Consider the following 19,132-nt stretch of genomic DNA (forward strand, 5'->3'; position numbering starts at 1 on the left):
TTCTAACTGCCGGCTAGATGACAACACTTTTTTCTTCCAGCCGTTCTGTATCGGAGTTTTCACCAGACTCATCGATGATTTGCAAAAATAAAGGCAGCTCGCATGTATTCTCTTTCGCTTCGCTCGATCTGAAATGCTCGTCTGTCTGTATTTCAGCCTCGATCCAGTAGCGTCCCTTATTGAAACTCGCTTTCGGAAGCGGGGAGCGTACGCAAATGCCCTCGTTATTCCATGAACTTAGTATGACATGGGCATTAGTACCCCCGAATCCAAAGGAACTAATTCCAGCCATTCGGACACCATGCGGTGGCATCCACTCCTTCGCTTCGGTAACAGGATAGAATGGAGAACTACTGAATTGGAACCTTGGATTCGGCGTAGAGCAATGAAGCGTTGGCGGAAGATGCCCGTTATGAATCGCCAAAGCCGTTTTGATGAAGCTAGCAATTCCTGCGGCGCTCAATAAATGGCCGATATTGGTTTTGACGCTGCCAACACCGCAATATTGCAAGGCATTTGTATATTTACGAAAGGTATTGGTTAAAGCACGCAGCTCAATTGGATCGCCAATCATCGTTCCTGTGCCGTGTGTTTCTATATAAGTAATGGATTCCGGTGATACTCCAGCCACATCAAGAGCCTTTTCGATAACTTCCATTTGCGCTTCCGGATTAGGTGTCGTTATTCCCATTGTATGTCCGTCATTATTAACTGCCGTAGCTTCAATAACGGCATAGATTCTGTCGCCGTCTGATACGGCTTGCCGGAGTGGCTTCAACAAAACTGCACCGCAGCCCTCCCCAGGCACAAATCCGTTCGCTCCCTCATCAAAAGTGCGGCATCTTCCATCCGGAGACAGCGCCCTGCCTTGACTCAACATGAGATAAGGTTGCTCGTCCAACAATATATCGACTCCCCCGGCCAAAGCCATCTCCGATTCCCCGGCCAACAAGCTTTGACATGCCAAATGAAGACTAACTAGTGAAGAGGAACAGGCCGAATCCACAACAACGTTCGGACCCTTGAAATTAAAAAAGTGAGACACATGACCAGCAATAAAGTTTTGACCGCTACCTGTGACTGTATCGGCTAGCGGCTCCTTAATCCTTCCGCAATATGAACTCATTCTGGCCCCCGCATATACACCGACGTTGCGGCCGGATAGTTCTTGCTGCAGATAGCCTGCATCTCTGAGCGCTTGATCGCAAACCTCTAAAAACTTCCTGATTCCAGGATCGATTTGGGCTGCAAGCTCCTCGCGAATTTTAAAATAGCGAGGATCGAAGCTCTCAATATCCTGCAAAAATCCTCCCCATTTGCTGATACTCTTACCGCTACGCGCATCCTTGGAGTACAATTTTTCCGTATCCCATCGTTCCTTCGGAACCTCGGTTATACAGTCGGCACCCTCAATTAGTCGCTGCCAAAATGTTTCCAGGTCAGGTGATTGGGGAAACTGACACGCCATGCCAATCACTGCAATTTTGCGTCCAATGCTGTCTTCCTTTTGGCTTTCATTGCTCTTTTCCATTGACAGCTTAAGTGGTGCTTTTCCCTCTTGTACTAACTCGTTTCGTCTGGCAAAACCGTTCCTCGCATTCTGTACGGCAAGCTGCTCGCTTAGCGCTGCAATCGTTGGATATTCCAATATTATCGATGGTTCAAGCTTTCCGCCGACGAGCATCTCCGCTTTCTTAACCAATTCGGACAACAAAATTGAATCTACTCCATATTCGCTGAAATGAACATCATCATCAATCTGCTCTTCTTCCAAATTCAATTCTGCTGCGAACAGTCGTTTAAGTTTCCCTTTTATGTCCGATTCCGGCTCGTTCCTACCAATGCAATTGCTCCGCTCATTTCGTTTCTCTTGCGTTGAGCTATCATGTACAGCATTGCTAGCCGTCGTATTTGTCAAAAACGTAGAAATCCGTAACAAGGACGCTTGATCGAATTGTCGCTGTACCGTACACGGCAAGAGCAGCGAATAAGCTTCTCTATTTCTCAGCGCCCATTCAAACAAGCGAAGTCCTTCTGCAGTAGAAAGGGAATTGAACCCCATCTGTGTATAAGCAGGTGTACGTACTTCCCCCATCCCCGTTTCCTTCCAACTAGGCCATGCCAGCGAAAGATAATAGGTATTTCCCCGCTTATGCTGGTATTCAGCAAAATAGTCCATAAAGGCATTCGCATTGGCATAATCGCTGGATGCCGCTGCTAAGGTAGGAACCGTCCCGGCAACCGAGGAGAATAATACGAAAAATTGCAAGGAACATGAACTCAATATTTCATGAAGAAGCTGCAAGCCGTCAATTTTCGGTTCGAACACCTTCTGCATGTCGCCCGCCTGTTTATGAATGAAAGCTACATTCGTATCATCGCGTGCTCCGGCACAATGAACCACGCCGGCAATCTCCCCGAAGCTGCTCCGAATCCCATCAAAAAACGAACGCAATCCGGTTTTGTCTGTAAGCGATCCGCAATAGTAACGGATTGAGGCCCCCATACCCTCCAACTCTAAGATCAGTCTGATGGACTCGCGTTCTCGGATTCCGACATTATCGGATTGCTGCATTAGCATTTCCCACTTGCTTCGATCTGGAAGATAACTCTTTCCCATGATAACGAGCTTAGTTGCACCTAATTTGACAAAATGTCGCGCCAACTCAGCTCCGATGCCTCTAGTTCCACCCGTAATGACATAAACCTGATCGGAAGAGAATTCCAACTTTTCTCCTGTGTCCGCTTTACCCACTTCCATCATTTCTGGGTAATATCGTTCTCCGTCTCGATAGCAAATCTCACTTACGTTGTCCTCCACTTTCAACTCGCGCCGAATAAGTTCCAGCATTGCATTCTCGTTGATCGGGAAACGATCGAGGTCGATCGTTTTACTTGCTACTTTTCGATATTCCGAGCTTAACATCTTAACAATTCCAGCAAAGTTAGCTCCAGCTAACGTATGTCGAGTCGAAGCAAATGCCTGCAAATCTTGAGTAAAATGTAGCACTTGAGCTCCTACACTCATTGATCGTTTAACAAACCATTGCAACAAGGAGATTTTCCCCCAGTTAATCGCTGAAACGTGAAGCTCATCGCGGTGAAGATCGGATATATCTACAAATGCAGAAAAGACATGTCCTGCAGCCTCCAATTTCTCCATAATTAGTAAGGCATGACTTTCTTCCTGCAGGTCAGCTGAGAACCGATCCTTGCCAATCTCACTGTAAATATTTCCATCCGTCACCAGAACAACTTCTGTCCTTTTCGCTATCCATTCTGCCAGTTTTTCGGTATCTTTGTTGGCTATGATCAGAATTGGTGACAGCAGAGGACTTTCTTCGATACTCTCTACCCGGCATCTTTTCCACACCTTGCTTAATAAGAGCCGATCACTCTTCTCCGCAGCGGAACTCGGCGCTTGCTGACATGCAGATGATTTCCGGGGTAAAATCCAATGGGACTGTCGCATAAAGGGATACGTTGGCAACGATACTTTGGCTGGGCTGATCTCACCATTAAAATTCTCCCAATCTATCTCTGCCCCCGCTGCCCATTGTTCTGCCAAAAGACGAGGATCCTCAGTTTCAAGTTGGGAGAAGTGATTCCGGGTTGCTGAAGCTGCTGAAGCATGCCCTGCCTTGCTTTGCTTCCCTCTGTATATGCCCGTTACCGCTCCTCCAGTTATGAATTGCTGCAATTTATGACACAGATCCTCTACGGAGGAAACAACGAACGCGACCCTCTCCTCCATTGGAACCCTGCCAACCTGCAGTGTGTACGCAAGAGAAGCAAGGGATGGAATCGCATTTTTCTCTTTTTCCCGCTCCTCTGTGGAGAATTCACGAGAAAGGGAACCACTGGATGTATTCTGCTCAACTATTCGCTTAGACAATTGGGCAACAGAAGGGTAACCATCTAACTGCATATGATTCAAATTCAGTTGATACTTCTCATTAATTTTTTCCATAAGTCGTAACAAATGAATAGGCTCAGCTCCCAGATGATCAATCCCCTCGTCTGCCCCGATGTAAGCTCTGTCCATGTCAAGCGTCGTGGCGCACATCGTCAACAGTTCCTCCTGAATACGTTCCATCACTATGCATTTGTCTGATAACTGACTGAAGAAGCTGTTAAGATGTATTAGCAGTTGCTCTGCATAGCACTTGAGCCGCTTTTCATCTTTTGCTGACAGCACGACAATCTGCTCTTGAGCATCCGATTGCATATGAACGACCGAAGATTTAACATGCTCCTCCAATACTAAATGAGCATTAACGCCGCCAAATCCGAAAGAACTGATGCCTGCTCGGCGTAGCATATGGTTTCCATTATGGTCTGTTGCGGATATCCAATCCTTGTTCTTCGCTACGATATAGAACGGAGAACCACCAAGCTCAATATAAGGGTTCAATTTTTGAAAGTGAATATTCCCTGGAAGCTTGCCATGCTTCATCGCCATCATTACCTTTACAACACTGGCAATTCCGGCTGCCGGTTCCAAATGTCCTATGCTTGTTTTTACTGAACCCAATCCACATGCGGTGTTCCCTGGGTAAACTATCCCCCAACGTTCATAAAGATGCTTGAACGCCAGTTTCAACCCTTCAATCTCAACAGGATCGCCAAGCTTGGTTCCCGTGCCATGAGTTTCGATATAGGACACTGTGCTTGGATCAATGCCCGATTGTATCCAAGCTCTCTCAATAACCTCCGCTTGCGCTGCAGGATTGGGCGCTGTCAAGGAGTGGGCGCTTCCCCCATGATTGACGTCGATTCCTCTAATAACAGCATAGATCTGATCCCCGTCCGCCACCGCCCGTTCCAATGGTTTCAAGAGGATCGCCGCTGCACCCTCACTGCGTGCATATCCGTTTGCTCCTTCGTCGAAGGTTCTGCATCTCCCCGTTCCAGAGAGCATCCCCGCTTTGCTCAAAGAAACATATAATTCCGGATCAAGCAGCAAATTTACTCCTCCAGCGATCGCCATGTCGCACTCATCGTGGCGGATCGCATCGACTGCCCGCTTTATCGCCACCAGCGAACTGGAGCAGGCCGTATCGATCGGTTCGCTGGGTCCTCGCCAATCCAGAAGATAGGATATGCGATTCGCCAAAATCGAATGTGCAGTCCCAGTAGCAGAATGGGAAACTGTCTCGATTCCCGATTTTTTGATCAAATCATGATAGTCGCTTCCGGAAACGCCAACAAACAGCCCTGTTCGCGAGCCTGATAATCGATCGGCCCGATAACCAGCATCCTCAATGGTCTTCCACACCGTTTCTAAAAACAGACGCTGCTGTGGATCCATCCATGCTGCTTCGCGCGGTGAAATGCGAAAAAATAAAGAATCGAATTTATCCTCATCCTCGATAAATCCGCCCCATTTGATATTCGTTTTATTGGTTTCCGATAAAGGATCGCCATAATAAGCTTTCCAATCCCATCTATGGTTCGGTACTTCTCCAATGCAATCAATTCCATTGATCAAGTTGTTCCAAAAAACTTCCGTATTTTCCGCATGAGGAAATACGCCACTTACTCCGATGATGGCAATCGGCTTTAATCCTTCTTTCTTACTAGCATCGTTCGTATCGTTCGGGTCACTAGTTTTTTTCGCTGATTCAGACTCGCAGTCTTTCTGAATATGCGGAAATGGCACTAGAAGCTGCTGATAATCCGTTAATTTGTTCATTGACTGCTGAACATTTTCCCCATAGTGGGTGACAATGTAATCGCTGACGCGACGAATCGTTGTGTACTCGTACAAGAAAGATGGCATTAGTTGCAGTTCGAACTCAGCATTCAACGAATTGATTAGCTGCATGAGTGAATTGGAATCAAAGCCGTAATGCCCGAACTCCGCATCAGGATCGAGAGAATCCGAACGGATTTTCACAATTTTCCCTGTCATGTCGGTAATGGTTTGATGCACATATTCTGACATACCATTCACGTCGACGCTTCCCGTTATGAACGATGCCGTTTGTTGGGGCAGCTCGATTCTTTGTCTTATCGCTTGCGCATCCCCGTGCATGACCGCCAATTGTGAGCAAGGTGCCTGCAATCCGAGCAGAAACGACTGCCACCCGCACTCGGACGGCATGGGACGAAATCCCATCGCATTTGTAAACCATTGCTCTGCCTGGGGATTCATCCTCATGCCTCCATGCTGCCAGTACGGCCATTGTATGGCTAAAGTTTTGCCACTTCGTTCTCCCTTCCGTTCCATTGTATGACGGTATTCCGCATAAAAATCCATGAACGAATTAGCGAAAGCGTAGTCTGTCTGACCGGAATTTCCGAGAACGGAGGCTAATGATGAAAACATGACGAAGAAATCCAGCGTCTCGTTTCTTGTCACCTCATCGAGAAAAATCGTTCCATAGACTTTTGGATGGATGACTTGCTCCGCCTGCTTTCTGTCTTTGTTGATCAACGCGCAATCCCGTACAACACCGGCTGCATGAATGATTCCATTGATAGCTCCGAAGCGTTCCTTCATATTCGTAATTAGGCGTTCGACTTCTGACCTGCATCCAATATCCGCCATCCAATACTCTACTCTGCACCCCAACTTGGCAATCTCTTGAATCTGCTCCCGCTGCTCCTGCTGCAACTTCGAACGCCCCGTCAATAGGAGCTGGCGTACCCCTTGCTGGGCAAAGTAACGTGCCATCATGAGCCCTAAACCGCCCGCGCCTCCGGTGATTAAATATATCCCGTCTGATTTTATAGAGCATGTTGTAGAGGTCTCTACATCTAGAAGCGCATATTCAAGTCTTTTTCTTGTATAGCGCACTCCTTGCGCATACAAAAGTTCCCTCACATCTGGTAAGCTTCGTCCAAGTTCACTTAATAGACAACGTGCAGCAAGATCAACATTTTGAGACGTAAACCCAGCTATCACACAGGAAAATCGATGTTGTTCCATAGTTAGGCTTCTTGCAAATCCAGCAATAGCTGAAAATTCAGGGTGAGACGTCATCAAATCCCCCGGATAAGCGTAGGCCATGTTCAGGCTATGCTCAGGAAATGATGTGTACCATTGTCGGCAAAGGGAAACCACTGAATAAAATCCGGTTTCCAAGTCTGCTTGGTATCCATCGCTGCAACGTATGCTGCTGCCAAAAGATAATAAGTGCAGTACATGCCCGGGACGGAAACCGCTAAGACTCAATTGTTCGAACAATCGTGTAAAATCATGCTCCCGTTCGATATTCATTTCATAATGTTTGTCGTCAATCCGATTAAAATCGTTATGCCGAATCACGATAAACACTCTTGCGTTCCCGGATCCTGCATCGACCATATGGCGGACTTTCAAACCATCCTCCAGCTGATTGCAAAAAACAAGTAAATCTTCTTGCAGCCCTGCAACTGTATTCTCTGAAGATTCCCCGTCTTTGATCCAATCCCAGTAATAGAACAGGGTCTCGTTCTTTCCCGATTGATTTGCGGAATTCATAGGCGACTTTAGGGAAATACAACTGTCTTCGCGCACTACTTCGGATGGAATCGTACCCGGATTGGATTGGGGAATCCAATATTGCCCGCGTTCGAAAGGATAGGTAGGCAGTGAAATGCGTTTTGCCTCTCCGTTCCACAATAGAGTCCAGTCCACTTCCGCTCCCATCACCCATAGGCGCGCTAATGTGTCCAACCGATTGTCTTGGATAGCAGTGTGAATAAATCCCTCTCCCTCTTTTCCTTTAAAGAAAGGGTCTGCCAGTTCTCGTGACCGCCTTGCATTTCCCACATAAATGTCTTCTTCTTCGCGCTTCCCCACAATAAATGCCTGCAGCTTGTCCCGCAAATGTCTTATGTCAGAACCAACTACGGCTAGACGTTCCTCCATTGCCTCCCGACCAGTCTGCAGCGTAAATGCAATATCCCGTAAACAAGGAACAGCAAGAGCATCATCATTCTGTGTACGAAGAACAGCTCCAGACACAATCACATGCTGATCAGATTCGTGCAAATAAGGTTCTGGCAAGCCGAAGGCATGAGCCGCGCCAAACCCAACATCCATCAATAAATCCTTCCACCGTGTGACAGTTAGCAAAGGAGAATGATCAATTCTACCCTCCTCTTCTTCGTACAGCCACCAACCGTCTGTAAGGCCGAAAGATAATGTGGCATAATCCAATCTTCTAGTCACTTCATTTACAATGAACAAGCCGCTCGGCTTCAGCAATGACTTAGCATGCTTAAGCGTCCTCCTCATATTTCTAGTTGCATGAAGTGCATTGGTTGCAAAAACAATGTCCATACTGTTCAAGTCGAAACCTTGATGTTCAGGTGATTTCTCAATGTTTAATACTTGATAATCTATATAAGGGAGCCCCAAGGAATGATGGGTTCTCTTTCCATATTGGGTAAAACCCGCTGAAACATCCGTGTAAAAATAATGGACATGCTCCTTAACCCGAACAAGCGATTCCATTACATGCCTGCTGGTTCCCCCAGTACCGGCACCGATTTCTAATATCCGGATTTTAGTATCCGGGCATTTGCGGAGCATTTCCTCCACATGTTGGAGCACACATATGGCTACCAGCCTATTGTAATAATCCGTAATCTCGTTTCCTCGATAAACAGGTTCAACCTTCTCCATAGAGCTATTCGGGAATAGAATATCCGTATACTTTTCCTTTCCCGAAATAACCTTAGGAAGAGCACTTATGCAATCATGCGCCAAATGAGCCCATGCCTCCAGCTCCGGGTACCGGCTGCAAAAACTCGACAAGTGGGGATAGTATCCATTATCCCGAAATGAACGAATGTTCCAATCTGTAACTGCATTAGTAGCCGTAAATAACTGCTGTTCCTTCTGTAGGAATCCTCCTTGCGTCAAAAGTTCAAGCATACTGACAATCAGCTTGCGGTACCCGGGCAAAGCACCTAGTACGTTATATACTCGATCTGTGTTCGCCTGCTCACCTTCCACTGTAAACAGGCCCTTCAATTGAAGTTGGCACAGTAAATGAAGCCTAACTTCGGCGATAAGCTCAGCACGTCCTTCTACGAAATGCTTCATTGCTGTGGCAGAAAGGCCACGTGCACCAGATGGAACGTCCTTGATTTTGTTGAATAAGGCTCTCAACCATTGCGACGGTTCTGCATCGTCTATTGCTGTTTTCGAATCGGATTCCTCTTCCTCTAAAACAGAATTTAAATAGCGCATCCATATGCCAGCATATTGCTGTAACCGATCCTGATTTCGTGCAGAAAAAACGAGTAACTGCTTCCTATCATCCGCAGCATTCGTTGACATAGCTGTATTCGCCGAGTACTCCTCCAAAATGATATGTACGTTAACGCCCCCTGCTCCAAACGAGCTGACGGACGCTCTTCTAGGTATAGAATTTTTCTCCTCATTTGCAAAAATACTCGGTTTCCACTCTGCTGCTTCTTTTTGAACATAAAATGGCGTATCTTCAAATTCAATATTCGGATTTTCTTGCTGCACATGCAGCGAAGGAACTAGATACCGATGCTTCATTTGCAGCAATATCTTTGTTATTCCGGCAATGCCCGCCGCCGATTCCAAATGGCCAATGTTCGATTTAACAGAACCAATGGAACAGAATTGCCTTTCATCAGTAAATGATCGAAACGCTTTTGTTAATCCAGAGATTTCAATCGGATCACCTAACGCCGTCCCTGTTCCGTGGGCCTCAATGTAACCGAGCGTTCTAGGATCAATACCGGCCTTCCTGATCGCATCTGTGACTAAAGCAGCTTGAGCGTTCGGATTCGGAACTGTATATCCGTTCGTTCGACCGCCATGGTTTATCGAGCTGGATTTAATAACCGCATAAATATGATCTCCGTCCCTAATCGCTTGGCTTAACGGTTTAAGCAGAATCGCCCCTACCCCTTCGCCGGGGACAAATCCATTCCCTCCGAGTCCGAAGCTGCGGCATTTTCCGTCTTTGCTCAACATGCGAAGCTGACACATGGTTGCATATTTAGAGGGATGCAAATAGATATTGACTCCACCTGCTACCGCCATTCGGCATTCCCTTTTCTTTAAGCTTTCACAGGCCAAATGAACTGCCGTCAGCGATGAAGAGCAAGCTGTATCCACCGGCATGCTAGGCCCGCAGAAGTTGAATACATAGGAGACACGATTGGCTATCGACCATGGCATTGCATTCGGGATGACCATTTCTCCATCCTCATTCACTGCTTGACCCAGCATATTGTAAGAGCTTGTAGTCGTACCTACAAAAACGCCAATATCCGGACTACTCTCATGACGAATATATTCCATTAGCCGCTCTTTTGTATAACCGGCATCTTCAAACAATGCCCACACGGTCTCCAGAAACATTCGTTCCTGAGGATCCATGGTTTCAGCTTCCTTCGGGGAAATATTAAAAAATAGAGGATCGAATCGATCAATGTCATCGATAAACCCTCCCCATTTGCAATATATTTTACCTAATCTTGCCATTTCAGGATTCGGATCGTATATATCAGAACAATCCCACCGCCCGGGAGGTATTTCAGTAATGCAGTCCCTCCCTTCCTTCAGGTTCCTCCAGAATTCATCCAAGTTTTTCGCTTGAGGATAACGGCCAACAACCCCGATAATGGCAATCTGGTCTTCAGAATCGGAAGGATTCATGGAGACAGTCTGCGGGATGTCGACATCCCGAGGTATGCTTGGCATTTTCATTTCTTGAGAGTATTCCCCTTGCCAGTGCTGCCGAGCTTGATCCATGCCAGCTATATTCAATACTTCCAGCAATTGTTCATGATAAGAGGCTAACAAATAATTGGCTACCTCACGAATATTGCGATATTCGAAGAGAAGCGTTTTGGGCAGCGCAAGAAATTTCTCCTCCATTACTGCATTAAAGCGATTGATGATGATTGAATCTATGCCGTAATTTTCAAAGGGAATCTGAGCTTCGACCCTTTCAGGGGAAAGTCCAATTTCTTCAGCAATAATGGCGGCCAACCATTGCTCCACTTTATGCAGCAAATCTTCCCGGGATTCAATGCAGGTTTCCTTTACCGATTTAGGCGGCTCATGTATCTCGCAATTTACATCACTATTTTTGCTAGAATACTCATCGCCCCTTCCGTCAGGGGTTATTTTCCTTTCCACATAAACACTCGTCTGGGTCTTGGTACCGTACAGCACCATCAGTTGACCCTTATTTTGCAGCAGACCAGCGGACAGTGCCTCAATTCCTTTATCACTTGGCAAAGGATAAATGCCACCTTGCTCGATAAGACTTGTCCTTTCCAGAGCAGATATCTGCATGCCGCCGTCTTCCCATAATGGCCAGTTTACTGAGACGGTATTGCCGAAGCGTTCCCCTTCCTGAACCATTTTTTGCCGACTAATAGCAAAATGATCCAAAAAGCTGTTGGCATAAGCATAATCGGATTGTCCTACCTTTCCGAATACGGATGCGGTAGAGGAAAACAGTGCAAAAAATTGCAAAGGCTCGTCAATAAGCACGCGATCCAAGTGAATAGCGCCATTTAATTTAGGTGACAGCACATCCAAGAAATCCTCTTCCGATTTGTGTAAAATAAACCCGTTTCGGTAAATTCCAGCCGCATGAAAAACACCGTCGATTCGACCGAAGCGGCGTTTAGCATCTTTTACTCCCTCATTAACCTGTTTATAATCGGACATATCCGCACGGAGGTAGAAAACTTCTGAACCCGCTTCTTCAAGTGCCCGAATGACATTCATCCGCTTGTCATCAAGCTCTGAGCGCCCGATAAGGATGAGCTTCGCCCGAAACTTTTCCGCCAAAAAACGTGATATAATAATGCCTAGGCCACCAAGACCGCCGCTGATCAAATAGACCCCACGTTCTCTGTATGGAAGCCCAGTATTGGACACATCTATTTCTCGATAACGCTTCACAAATCTCTGCTGTAAGGCAAACTTAATCTCCAACTCAGCGTAAACTCCCACCAACTCATTGCGAATTAGTCTAGAAGCCTCTGCTGCCGTGAATGTCGGATCAATTTCAATCGAACTATAACGATAATGAGGGTTCTCTTGATGTATTGTCCTACAAAAAGCTCCCACTGCCGCATGCAGGGGAGAATTGTTTTTGTTATTCATATATACATACAACAAACGAATACCGTGTCTCTGTCCCTGCTGCATCAAAACCTTACTGAACGCAAAAACGGAACTGCCTCCCCACGCAATTCGTGGCTTACCATCCTCCATATCATCATGCGCCGATTCAATAAAGACCGCTTGATTGGGAAATATGCCTTTATCATAAAGCATAAGCAGCAGTTGACGGCAATGATCGAAATTGCCGGGAACCAGCTTATATTCTTCATCCCCTATACATTGAAAGCCGTCGCCAGCCTTGACAAGAATACATCTATTCCCGTTGCCCAGCAAGTTCGCCAACTCTGTTGCCAAAGGAGTGCCGACATGGAAAACAATCACGGTATTTCCTTCGGTCGGTTTCTGCCCTTCATACGATTTCAAATCCGCAGGGACCCAATTAGGAACATAAAATAAAGCTGCTTTCGAATTAGCTGATACCTCCGATTCATGCTGGCGAAGCTGAACCTGTACCGGAGTTGCGACAGGAACTCTCTCTCTGGCAAAAGAATAAACCGGGAGTGGAATTTTGCGGAATCCGGCGTTAGCATACAAGCGCGGCCAATCCAGATCACGGCCTTCGATATACAGCCGCCCAAGCTTCATAAGAGGAAACTCACCTGCACCTTCTTGCGTCCCTGGAACGATGTGTCCCGACGCCTGTCCTGTGCTAACCATTTGTTGAAGCTTAGTCTTTAAATCCTCGGTATCGCTTGCAGCCAATATACAGCGCTCAGCAAAGTGCTCTCTTCCAATCGCCAACGTATAGGCGATATCCCCGATGCTCGCCTGTTCTTCATTTCTGCCCAGCCAATCTAGCAAATCTGAAAGTCTCCGGTTTAACGCGTCTTTCGTTCGTGCCGAAAGAGGAATAAGATATAATTCCTTCTCCTGCGCCATGACTGATGCCTCCCTACATAAATTCGCAAAATCTCCTACCTGCTGTTTATTCGTTGCACCACTCCTGTATCACCATATGACAATTTGTTCCGCTTAAACCGAAGGAGCTCAAGGCTGCAGTTCTCCGTTCTTCTCCCGCAGTGTTCCATTGCCTTTTCTCTGTATTTACGAAGAAAGGGCTTTCTTTAAGATTTAGATGTTCATTCTCTCGATTAAAATGCAATGATGGCACGAGCGTCTTGTACTTCATACACAGCAATACTTTAATCAATCCGGCAATTCCTGCTGCTGCCAGCGTGTGCCCAATATTCGTTTTTACCGAGCCTATAGCACAATATTGCCGCTTAACCGTATATTTTCTAAATGCTTCTGTTAAAGCCGATACCTCGATTGGATCTCCCAGTTTTGTCCCTGTGCCATGAGCCTCTACATATGTAATGACAGCCGGATCGATGCCGTACATATCATATACGTACGTTTCCAAATTACATTGAGCCTGCCTGCTTGGCGCAGTTAGCCCGTTCGTTTTACCATCCTGATTAATGCCAGAACCTTTAATTACGCCGTATATATAATCGCCATCATGGACAGCCTTTTCCATCGGCTTCAGGACAACTGCGCATACTGCCTCACCCGGAACGAACCCATCTGCAGAATCGTCGAACGTTTTACACTTCCCGTCTTTGGCCAGCATTCCGCCTTGGCTGGTCATAATATGAATTTCAGGGGATACGAGAATGTTGACTCCTCCCGCTAAAGCCATTTCGCTCTCCCCGCTGCGAAGGCTTTGGCAAGCTTGATGCACGGCAACTAGCGAGGAGGAGCAGGCCGTATCAATAGCCATGCACGGACCGGTCAAATTGAGGCAATAAGAGACTCTCCCAGGCAAATAAGCGCATCCCATGCCAGTCAGCATGTTAGAATCAAGTTCCTTACCGCTAGCCTTCAAATTGAGTTCATATCCGTTCGGCAATACTCCCACAAATACGCCAAATCGCTTACTTGATAGCGTAGAAGGAGGATAACCCGCATCTTCCAGTGCCCTCCAGGATTCTTCGAGAAACAATTTATGCTGTGGATCCATCATTTCAGCTTCCTTCGGAGCGATCTTGAAAAATAAAGGATCAAAATGCTCGATATCTGATAATAATCCGGCCCAATTAGAATATGACTTATTCGGAGCGGAAGACGGATGATAATACTTTTCCATATTCCATCGGTAATTTGGAATTTCCGTTATGCTGTCAGTGCCTGCTGCAAGGTTACCCCACAATTGAAAGATATTTTCTGCCCCGGCAAATCGCCCACTTATACCGATTACCGCTATATCCGTCGAACGGATTTCTGAAAGCTGATGTTTTTTTTCTTTTGCATTTTCGACAGCAGCAGCTTCGAAATATGAGTATAGAAGCTGGTATCCTTCCTCAGGTGTGATTTGTCCCGTCCTGATCTTCTCCAGAATAACCTTTTTATTGTGCCGAGCGTCCATATTCAATCCCCCGTCAGCTTCAATATTTCATCCACATCTATATGTCCTTTACTTAATTGCTGCAGCAAATACATTGCATCTTCAGCTTTCACTGGCGGAGATTCGAACTGTGTCGGTGAAGCGACACGGACAGGTTCTTGTTCCCGTAAAAATTGCTTTTTGACGTTATTAACGCCGATTTGAAGCTGTGACATTATCAATGCCGCCAATTCGTTAATTGTCGTAAAATCATATATGGAAACTGTTTCAAGATTCAATTCATAATGTTTATTAATGTCCCGAATGAATTCAACGCCACCGATCGAATCGACCCCCATTGAACGTAAATCCTGATCCAGCCGAATATCGGCAGAAGGCATCATCAAAATGCGGCTCAATAGATGTACTAGGTTATTCTTTATCTGATTAAGCCCGTCGGAATTTTCATCCGTGCCAATGCACTCTTTCTGAGTGGAATTGATAATCGGCGAGCAGCTATCCGCATTGTTTTTTATCGGACTGCGCAATTGAATCTTGAGACGAACTCTTTCTTCGAGCAACTCTTCCTTCCCTGCATTCCCTCTTCTCTCGGATTCAAGCCTATTATGTGGCTGGATGGATCCCAGCTCTTTGAGGCATTCGCGCTCTACACAATTGATTAACGATCCGACCAGTGGATGATCATAAATGGTGACTGCCTCTAATCGAATGTTGAGCGCTTTATTGATATCCCTGATGATCTCGACGCTTGCAATAGAATCCACGCCCAATTCTTTAAAAGAATCCTCTGGAGTAACCTCATCTGCAGGTAAATGTAATGTTCTGCATATCGTGCTCATAACGGTGCGGGCAACATGTTCCCGTTCCTCCCGCAGCAGCTCTTGAGGAGTGCCTATCGGTTTACTCGAGTCTGACGAAGCAGAATGATTCGGTCGAGATTCTGCACGATGATTATCCGATTTGCTGAAATAATATTGAATGCGATCTTTGACATCTTGGACTTCTGGATGATTAAATACAACTCCATGCATCTTCACTTCGCGATCGATAATCGGCAACAGTTCGTTTAACGAGCGCCTCGCTAGTTCTTCTTTCAAGGTGCGAACTGCCTGTATAGGTTTTGAAGCTATAGTCCGCGCCAGTCTAACGGCTTCCGGGAGCACTTCCCGCTGATCCTTGAAAATTATGGAGCAGCCGCGCTGCTTCAACTCCTCGCCGCGATATTCACCTGCTGTTAGCATCATCTCGGTCGCCAACACCGGACCCAATTTCTCCCGAAGAATATAGGTAGAACCAAGACCTGGTGTAAATCCATAGTTCACATAGTTCGCTGTATAGACTCCTTCATTAGCCATAATAATCAAATCTCCGTAGAGGCCAAGCGTTAGTCCGCCACCGATCGCGTGTCCCTGAATAGCTGAAATAACAGGAACTGGACAAGACAACGCGCTTTTGTATACGACTGATAGTTTTGTGAATTCATTCACACGATTAGCAATATCAGTCAGTTGCCCCTGTGTGCCCCCCATCGAGAATACATTTTCATAACCGGTCAAAATCACAACCTTAATTTCTTTATCTTCCCGAACGGCGTCAAAAGCTTCCGCTAAGCCTGTTAAAAGCTCTTCGGAGAACATATTCCTATGTAATCTGTCCTGCATCGCAATCAGTGCAATATGGGTATCGACTTTCTGCAACGAAACGGTCTTGTCAGACATTCCCATGTTATACTCCTCATCATTCGAATTTCGAACCTGACGAAGGCTCTTGTCTGTATTCAATACGTTCATAGACTCCGGCCCTTTGGATATTTGACTCTGATTTCCCGCAGCACATTCATCAATTCTGAATCTGGTACGCTCATAAACAGTGGTCGGCAGCGGCAGTTTATTGTATTGCCCTTCTGCGGCAATCATTCGCCAATCAATGGACTTGCCTTCCAGCCATAAAGTAAGCAGCAGATCAGTGAAATCCTGCTGCAAGTCGACAGTCTGCAATATATGGCGGAATGAGCCAGAAGACAAGGATTCCGAGCTCCCCAGCAAGATCATATCGTGTCCTTCTAAATCAAACGATTGCTGCACCCCTGTTAGCTTGGTTAACCACTCCTGAGAGTCGGCAATGTCCAAGAACGGATTTCCACAGTTCTTCAGTAGATCGTAGTTTCCTGTTGTTAGGGTTTCAACCTTTGCCCGCAGCAATGCGTCAAGCAACTCTTTCTCTTTGGATTCCGGGGCACAGATTAGATAAACGACCTGTTGCTTGTCAAAAATACCATCCGCAAGCAGCTCCCTAGTCTCACTATACGCAGATTGACGAATCAATTCCCGTTCCGTCAAATCCCATTTACGGTTAAGATGGCGGAAGCAATCCAGCAAAACTACAAATAAAAGGCTGTCGTTCGTCACGTCGCGTTCCTCTGTGCCGATTCTAACATAGTCGTGAAGAATCGTCGTTATGTCTAATCCGACGGCATCCTCGATTACCTGGCCCCACTCGCGCCACACTTTTTTAAAAGTAAACTGTTTATTAAGCAGCAATTCCGCCTGCTGCGCATAATATTGCAATATTACAGGATCAGGATATTCCAGATTCATCAGCAACTTCATATATTCTTCATCTATCGTAAATGGTTTCCTTATTTTTTTTGCTGCATGGTCATAGAATGGGAGTTCGGGACGCTTCAGTTGAATGTCACTAACCGCTATTTTGCCGTACAACATGCTTACAACATCGGTTAATGATACAATCCCCGACAGTGCAAGTGCTACCCATACTCCTTCTCTTTCACCGGCAGTTATACTAATTGTGCAGTCTAAATCGTTAAGGGTCGCTGCCAATACATATCCCACGGCAAATTGGTATAATCTTAGGTGCTTCACCGGCCACTTTGTTTGGAGAAATCCCGATTTTATTCTGGACTGTCCTAATACTCTCTCCGCCTCCGCCAATACCTTCATTACCTTTTCTTTTGCCGACGGACACAACTCCGCAAAAGGAGCAAATTCACTGTAACCTTGAATAGTTACTGTACCAGCGTATAGTCCAATCGAATTATGCTGACTTGATGCTTCGATGATGGTAGGTGAAGATAAGTAGGCCTCTATGTCACTGCGTGATCTAACCCGGACTCCGCATCGGAACGGTAGCGATGATCGCCCACCAAGAAGTGTTAAGCAAATGTCGCGCACATGCATAAGGTTGAATGAATCCGTCTGAACAAAAGCCTTCCACTTTTTGATCAAGCCCTCTAAGCTTTGTTTCGATTTTGCGGAGATAGTAAACAGACCTGACCATTCATTGCTATTTGACTCTCTCTTTTTTTCTTCATACGATTCGACAATAACATGAGAGTTCACTCCACCAAAACCAAATGAACTAATTCCAGCTCTTAACGGTAGAGACGCCCCGCCTGCTGTCCAATCCATAGTTCGCTCCGGAATGAAAAAGGGAGAGCCGCTCAGGCGAATTAAAGGATTTATTGTTTTTAAATTGATATGGGGCGGAATTTGTCGGTGCTGCATCATCATTAAAATTTTGATAATACCGGCAATTCCTGCAGCTGCTTCAAGATGTCCTATATTGGTCTTAACCGAAGCTACCCCACAAAATTCTTTCCTATCTGTCCATGATCGGAAAGCCTGTGTCAATGCCTCCATTTCGATCGGATCGCCGAGTGACGTGCCCGTTCCATGTGCTTCTATGTATGTAACAGTTGACGGATCTACATTAGCTTCACGTAAAGCTGATTCTATAACTTCTCTTTGTGCCCGAACTTGCGGCGCCGTCATCGATAAAGCTGTCCCTCCGTGATTGACGCTCGATCCCTTGATAACACCATATATATGACTATCGCATTGTATGGCTCGATCCAAACGTTGAAGCAGAATGACTCCCACTCCATCCCCGGGAACATAACCGTCGGCGTCGAGGTCGAATGTCTTGCACTGCCCGTCAGGGCTCAACATTCTGGATTGAGAGAAAGCAATATATTTTGCTGGATGAAGATTTGCGTTTACGCCGCCGGCAATCGCATAATCGCAATCCCCCGATAGCAAAGACCGCTTCGCTTCATGAATAGCGACAAGAGAAGAGGCACATGCCACATTTATTGTGTGGCTTGGACCGTTCAAATCGAACGCGTACGATAATCGATTCGCCGCGATAGCTTCAAAATTGCCTAAGCAGGCGTAAGGCTCAATCCCATCAGTTCGTTGAAATGTTTCCTGGCGATAGTCGGTCGTCATTACCCCGACATATACGCCCGTCTTCTTCTGTTGAAGTTCGTGAAGAGGAATTCCTGAGTCTTCTATGCATCGCCATACTTCTTCAAGCAGAAGCCTTTGCTGTGGATCCATGTTGCGGGCTTCACGGGGAGAAATATTAAAAAACGAATTATCGAAGTCGAATATACCGTCCACAACACCGCACCATTTGCTCACGGTCTTGTTGGGAACGTCGATGTCAGTCGAATAAACATCGTGGATATTCCAGCGATCAGACGGAACCTCTTGTATACTGTTCACACCGCGAACCAAATTGCTCCAATATTCATCCTTGTTGCGAGCCGAAGGGAACCTGCATGACATTCCAATTACAGCAATTTGCCGTTTTGCTTGCTGCGCATGCTTAACGGAGGATACTGTTTTCATCTTATCACC

At 46.1% G+C, this 19,132-nt stretch carries 3 protein-coding genes; all 3 read right to left on the reverse strand.

Annotated features, from left to right (window positions below; translation table 11 throughout):
• Positions 1–13: 13 nt before the first annotated feature.
• From ABN764_RS23780 to ABN764_RS23790, 3 genes are read right to left on the reverse strand one after another with little or no spacing between them, the layout of a single operon-like run.
• Positions 14–13,003, reverse strand: a complete 12,990-nt coding sequence (locus ABN764_RS23780) for an SDR family NAD(P)-dependent oxidoreductase (RefSeq protein ID WP_446673290.1) — start codon at positions 13,001–13,003, stop codon at positions 14–16.
• A 46-nt stretch (positions 13,004–13,049) separates the two neighbouring features.
• A complete protein-coding gene (locus ABN764_RS23785; RefSeq protein ID WP_446673291.1) occupies positions 13,050–14,492 on the reverse strand; it encodes a type I polyketide synthase in 1,443 nt (480 codons plus the stop codon).
• Between the two features lie 2 nt (positions 14,493–14,494).
• Complete coding sequence (locus ABN764_RS23790) at positions 14,495–19,123, reverse strand: beta-ketoacyl synthase N-terminal-like domain-containing protein (RefSeq protein ID WP_446673292.1); 4,629 nt, start codon at positions 19,121–19,123, stop codon at positions 14,495–14,497.
• Positions 19,124–19,132 lie beyond the last annotated feature (9 nt).

The organism is Paenibacillus wuxiensis (assembly GCF_040195695.1).
GTDB classification, from domain to species: Bacteria; Bacillota; Bacilli; order Paenibacillales; family Paenibacillaceae; genus Paenibacillus_B; species Paenibacillus_B suaedae.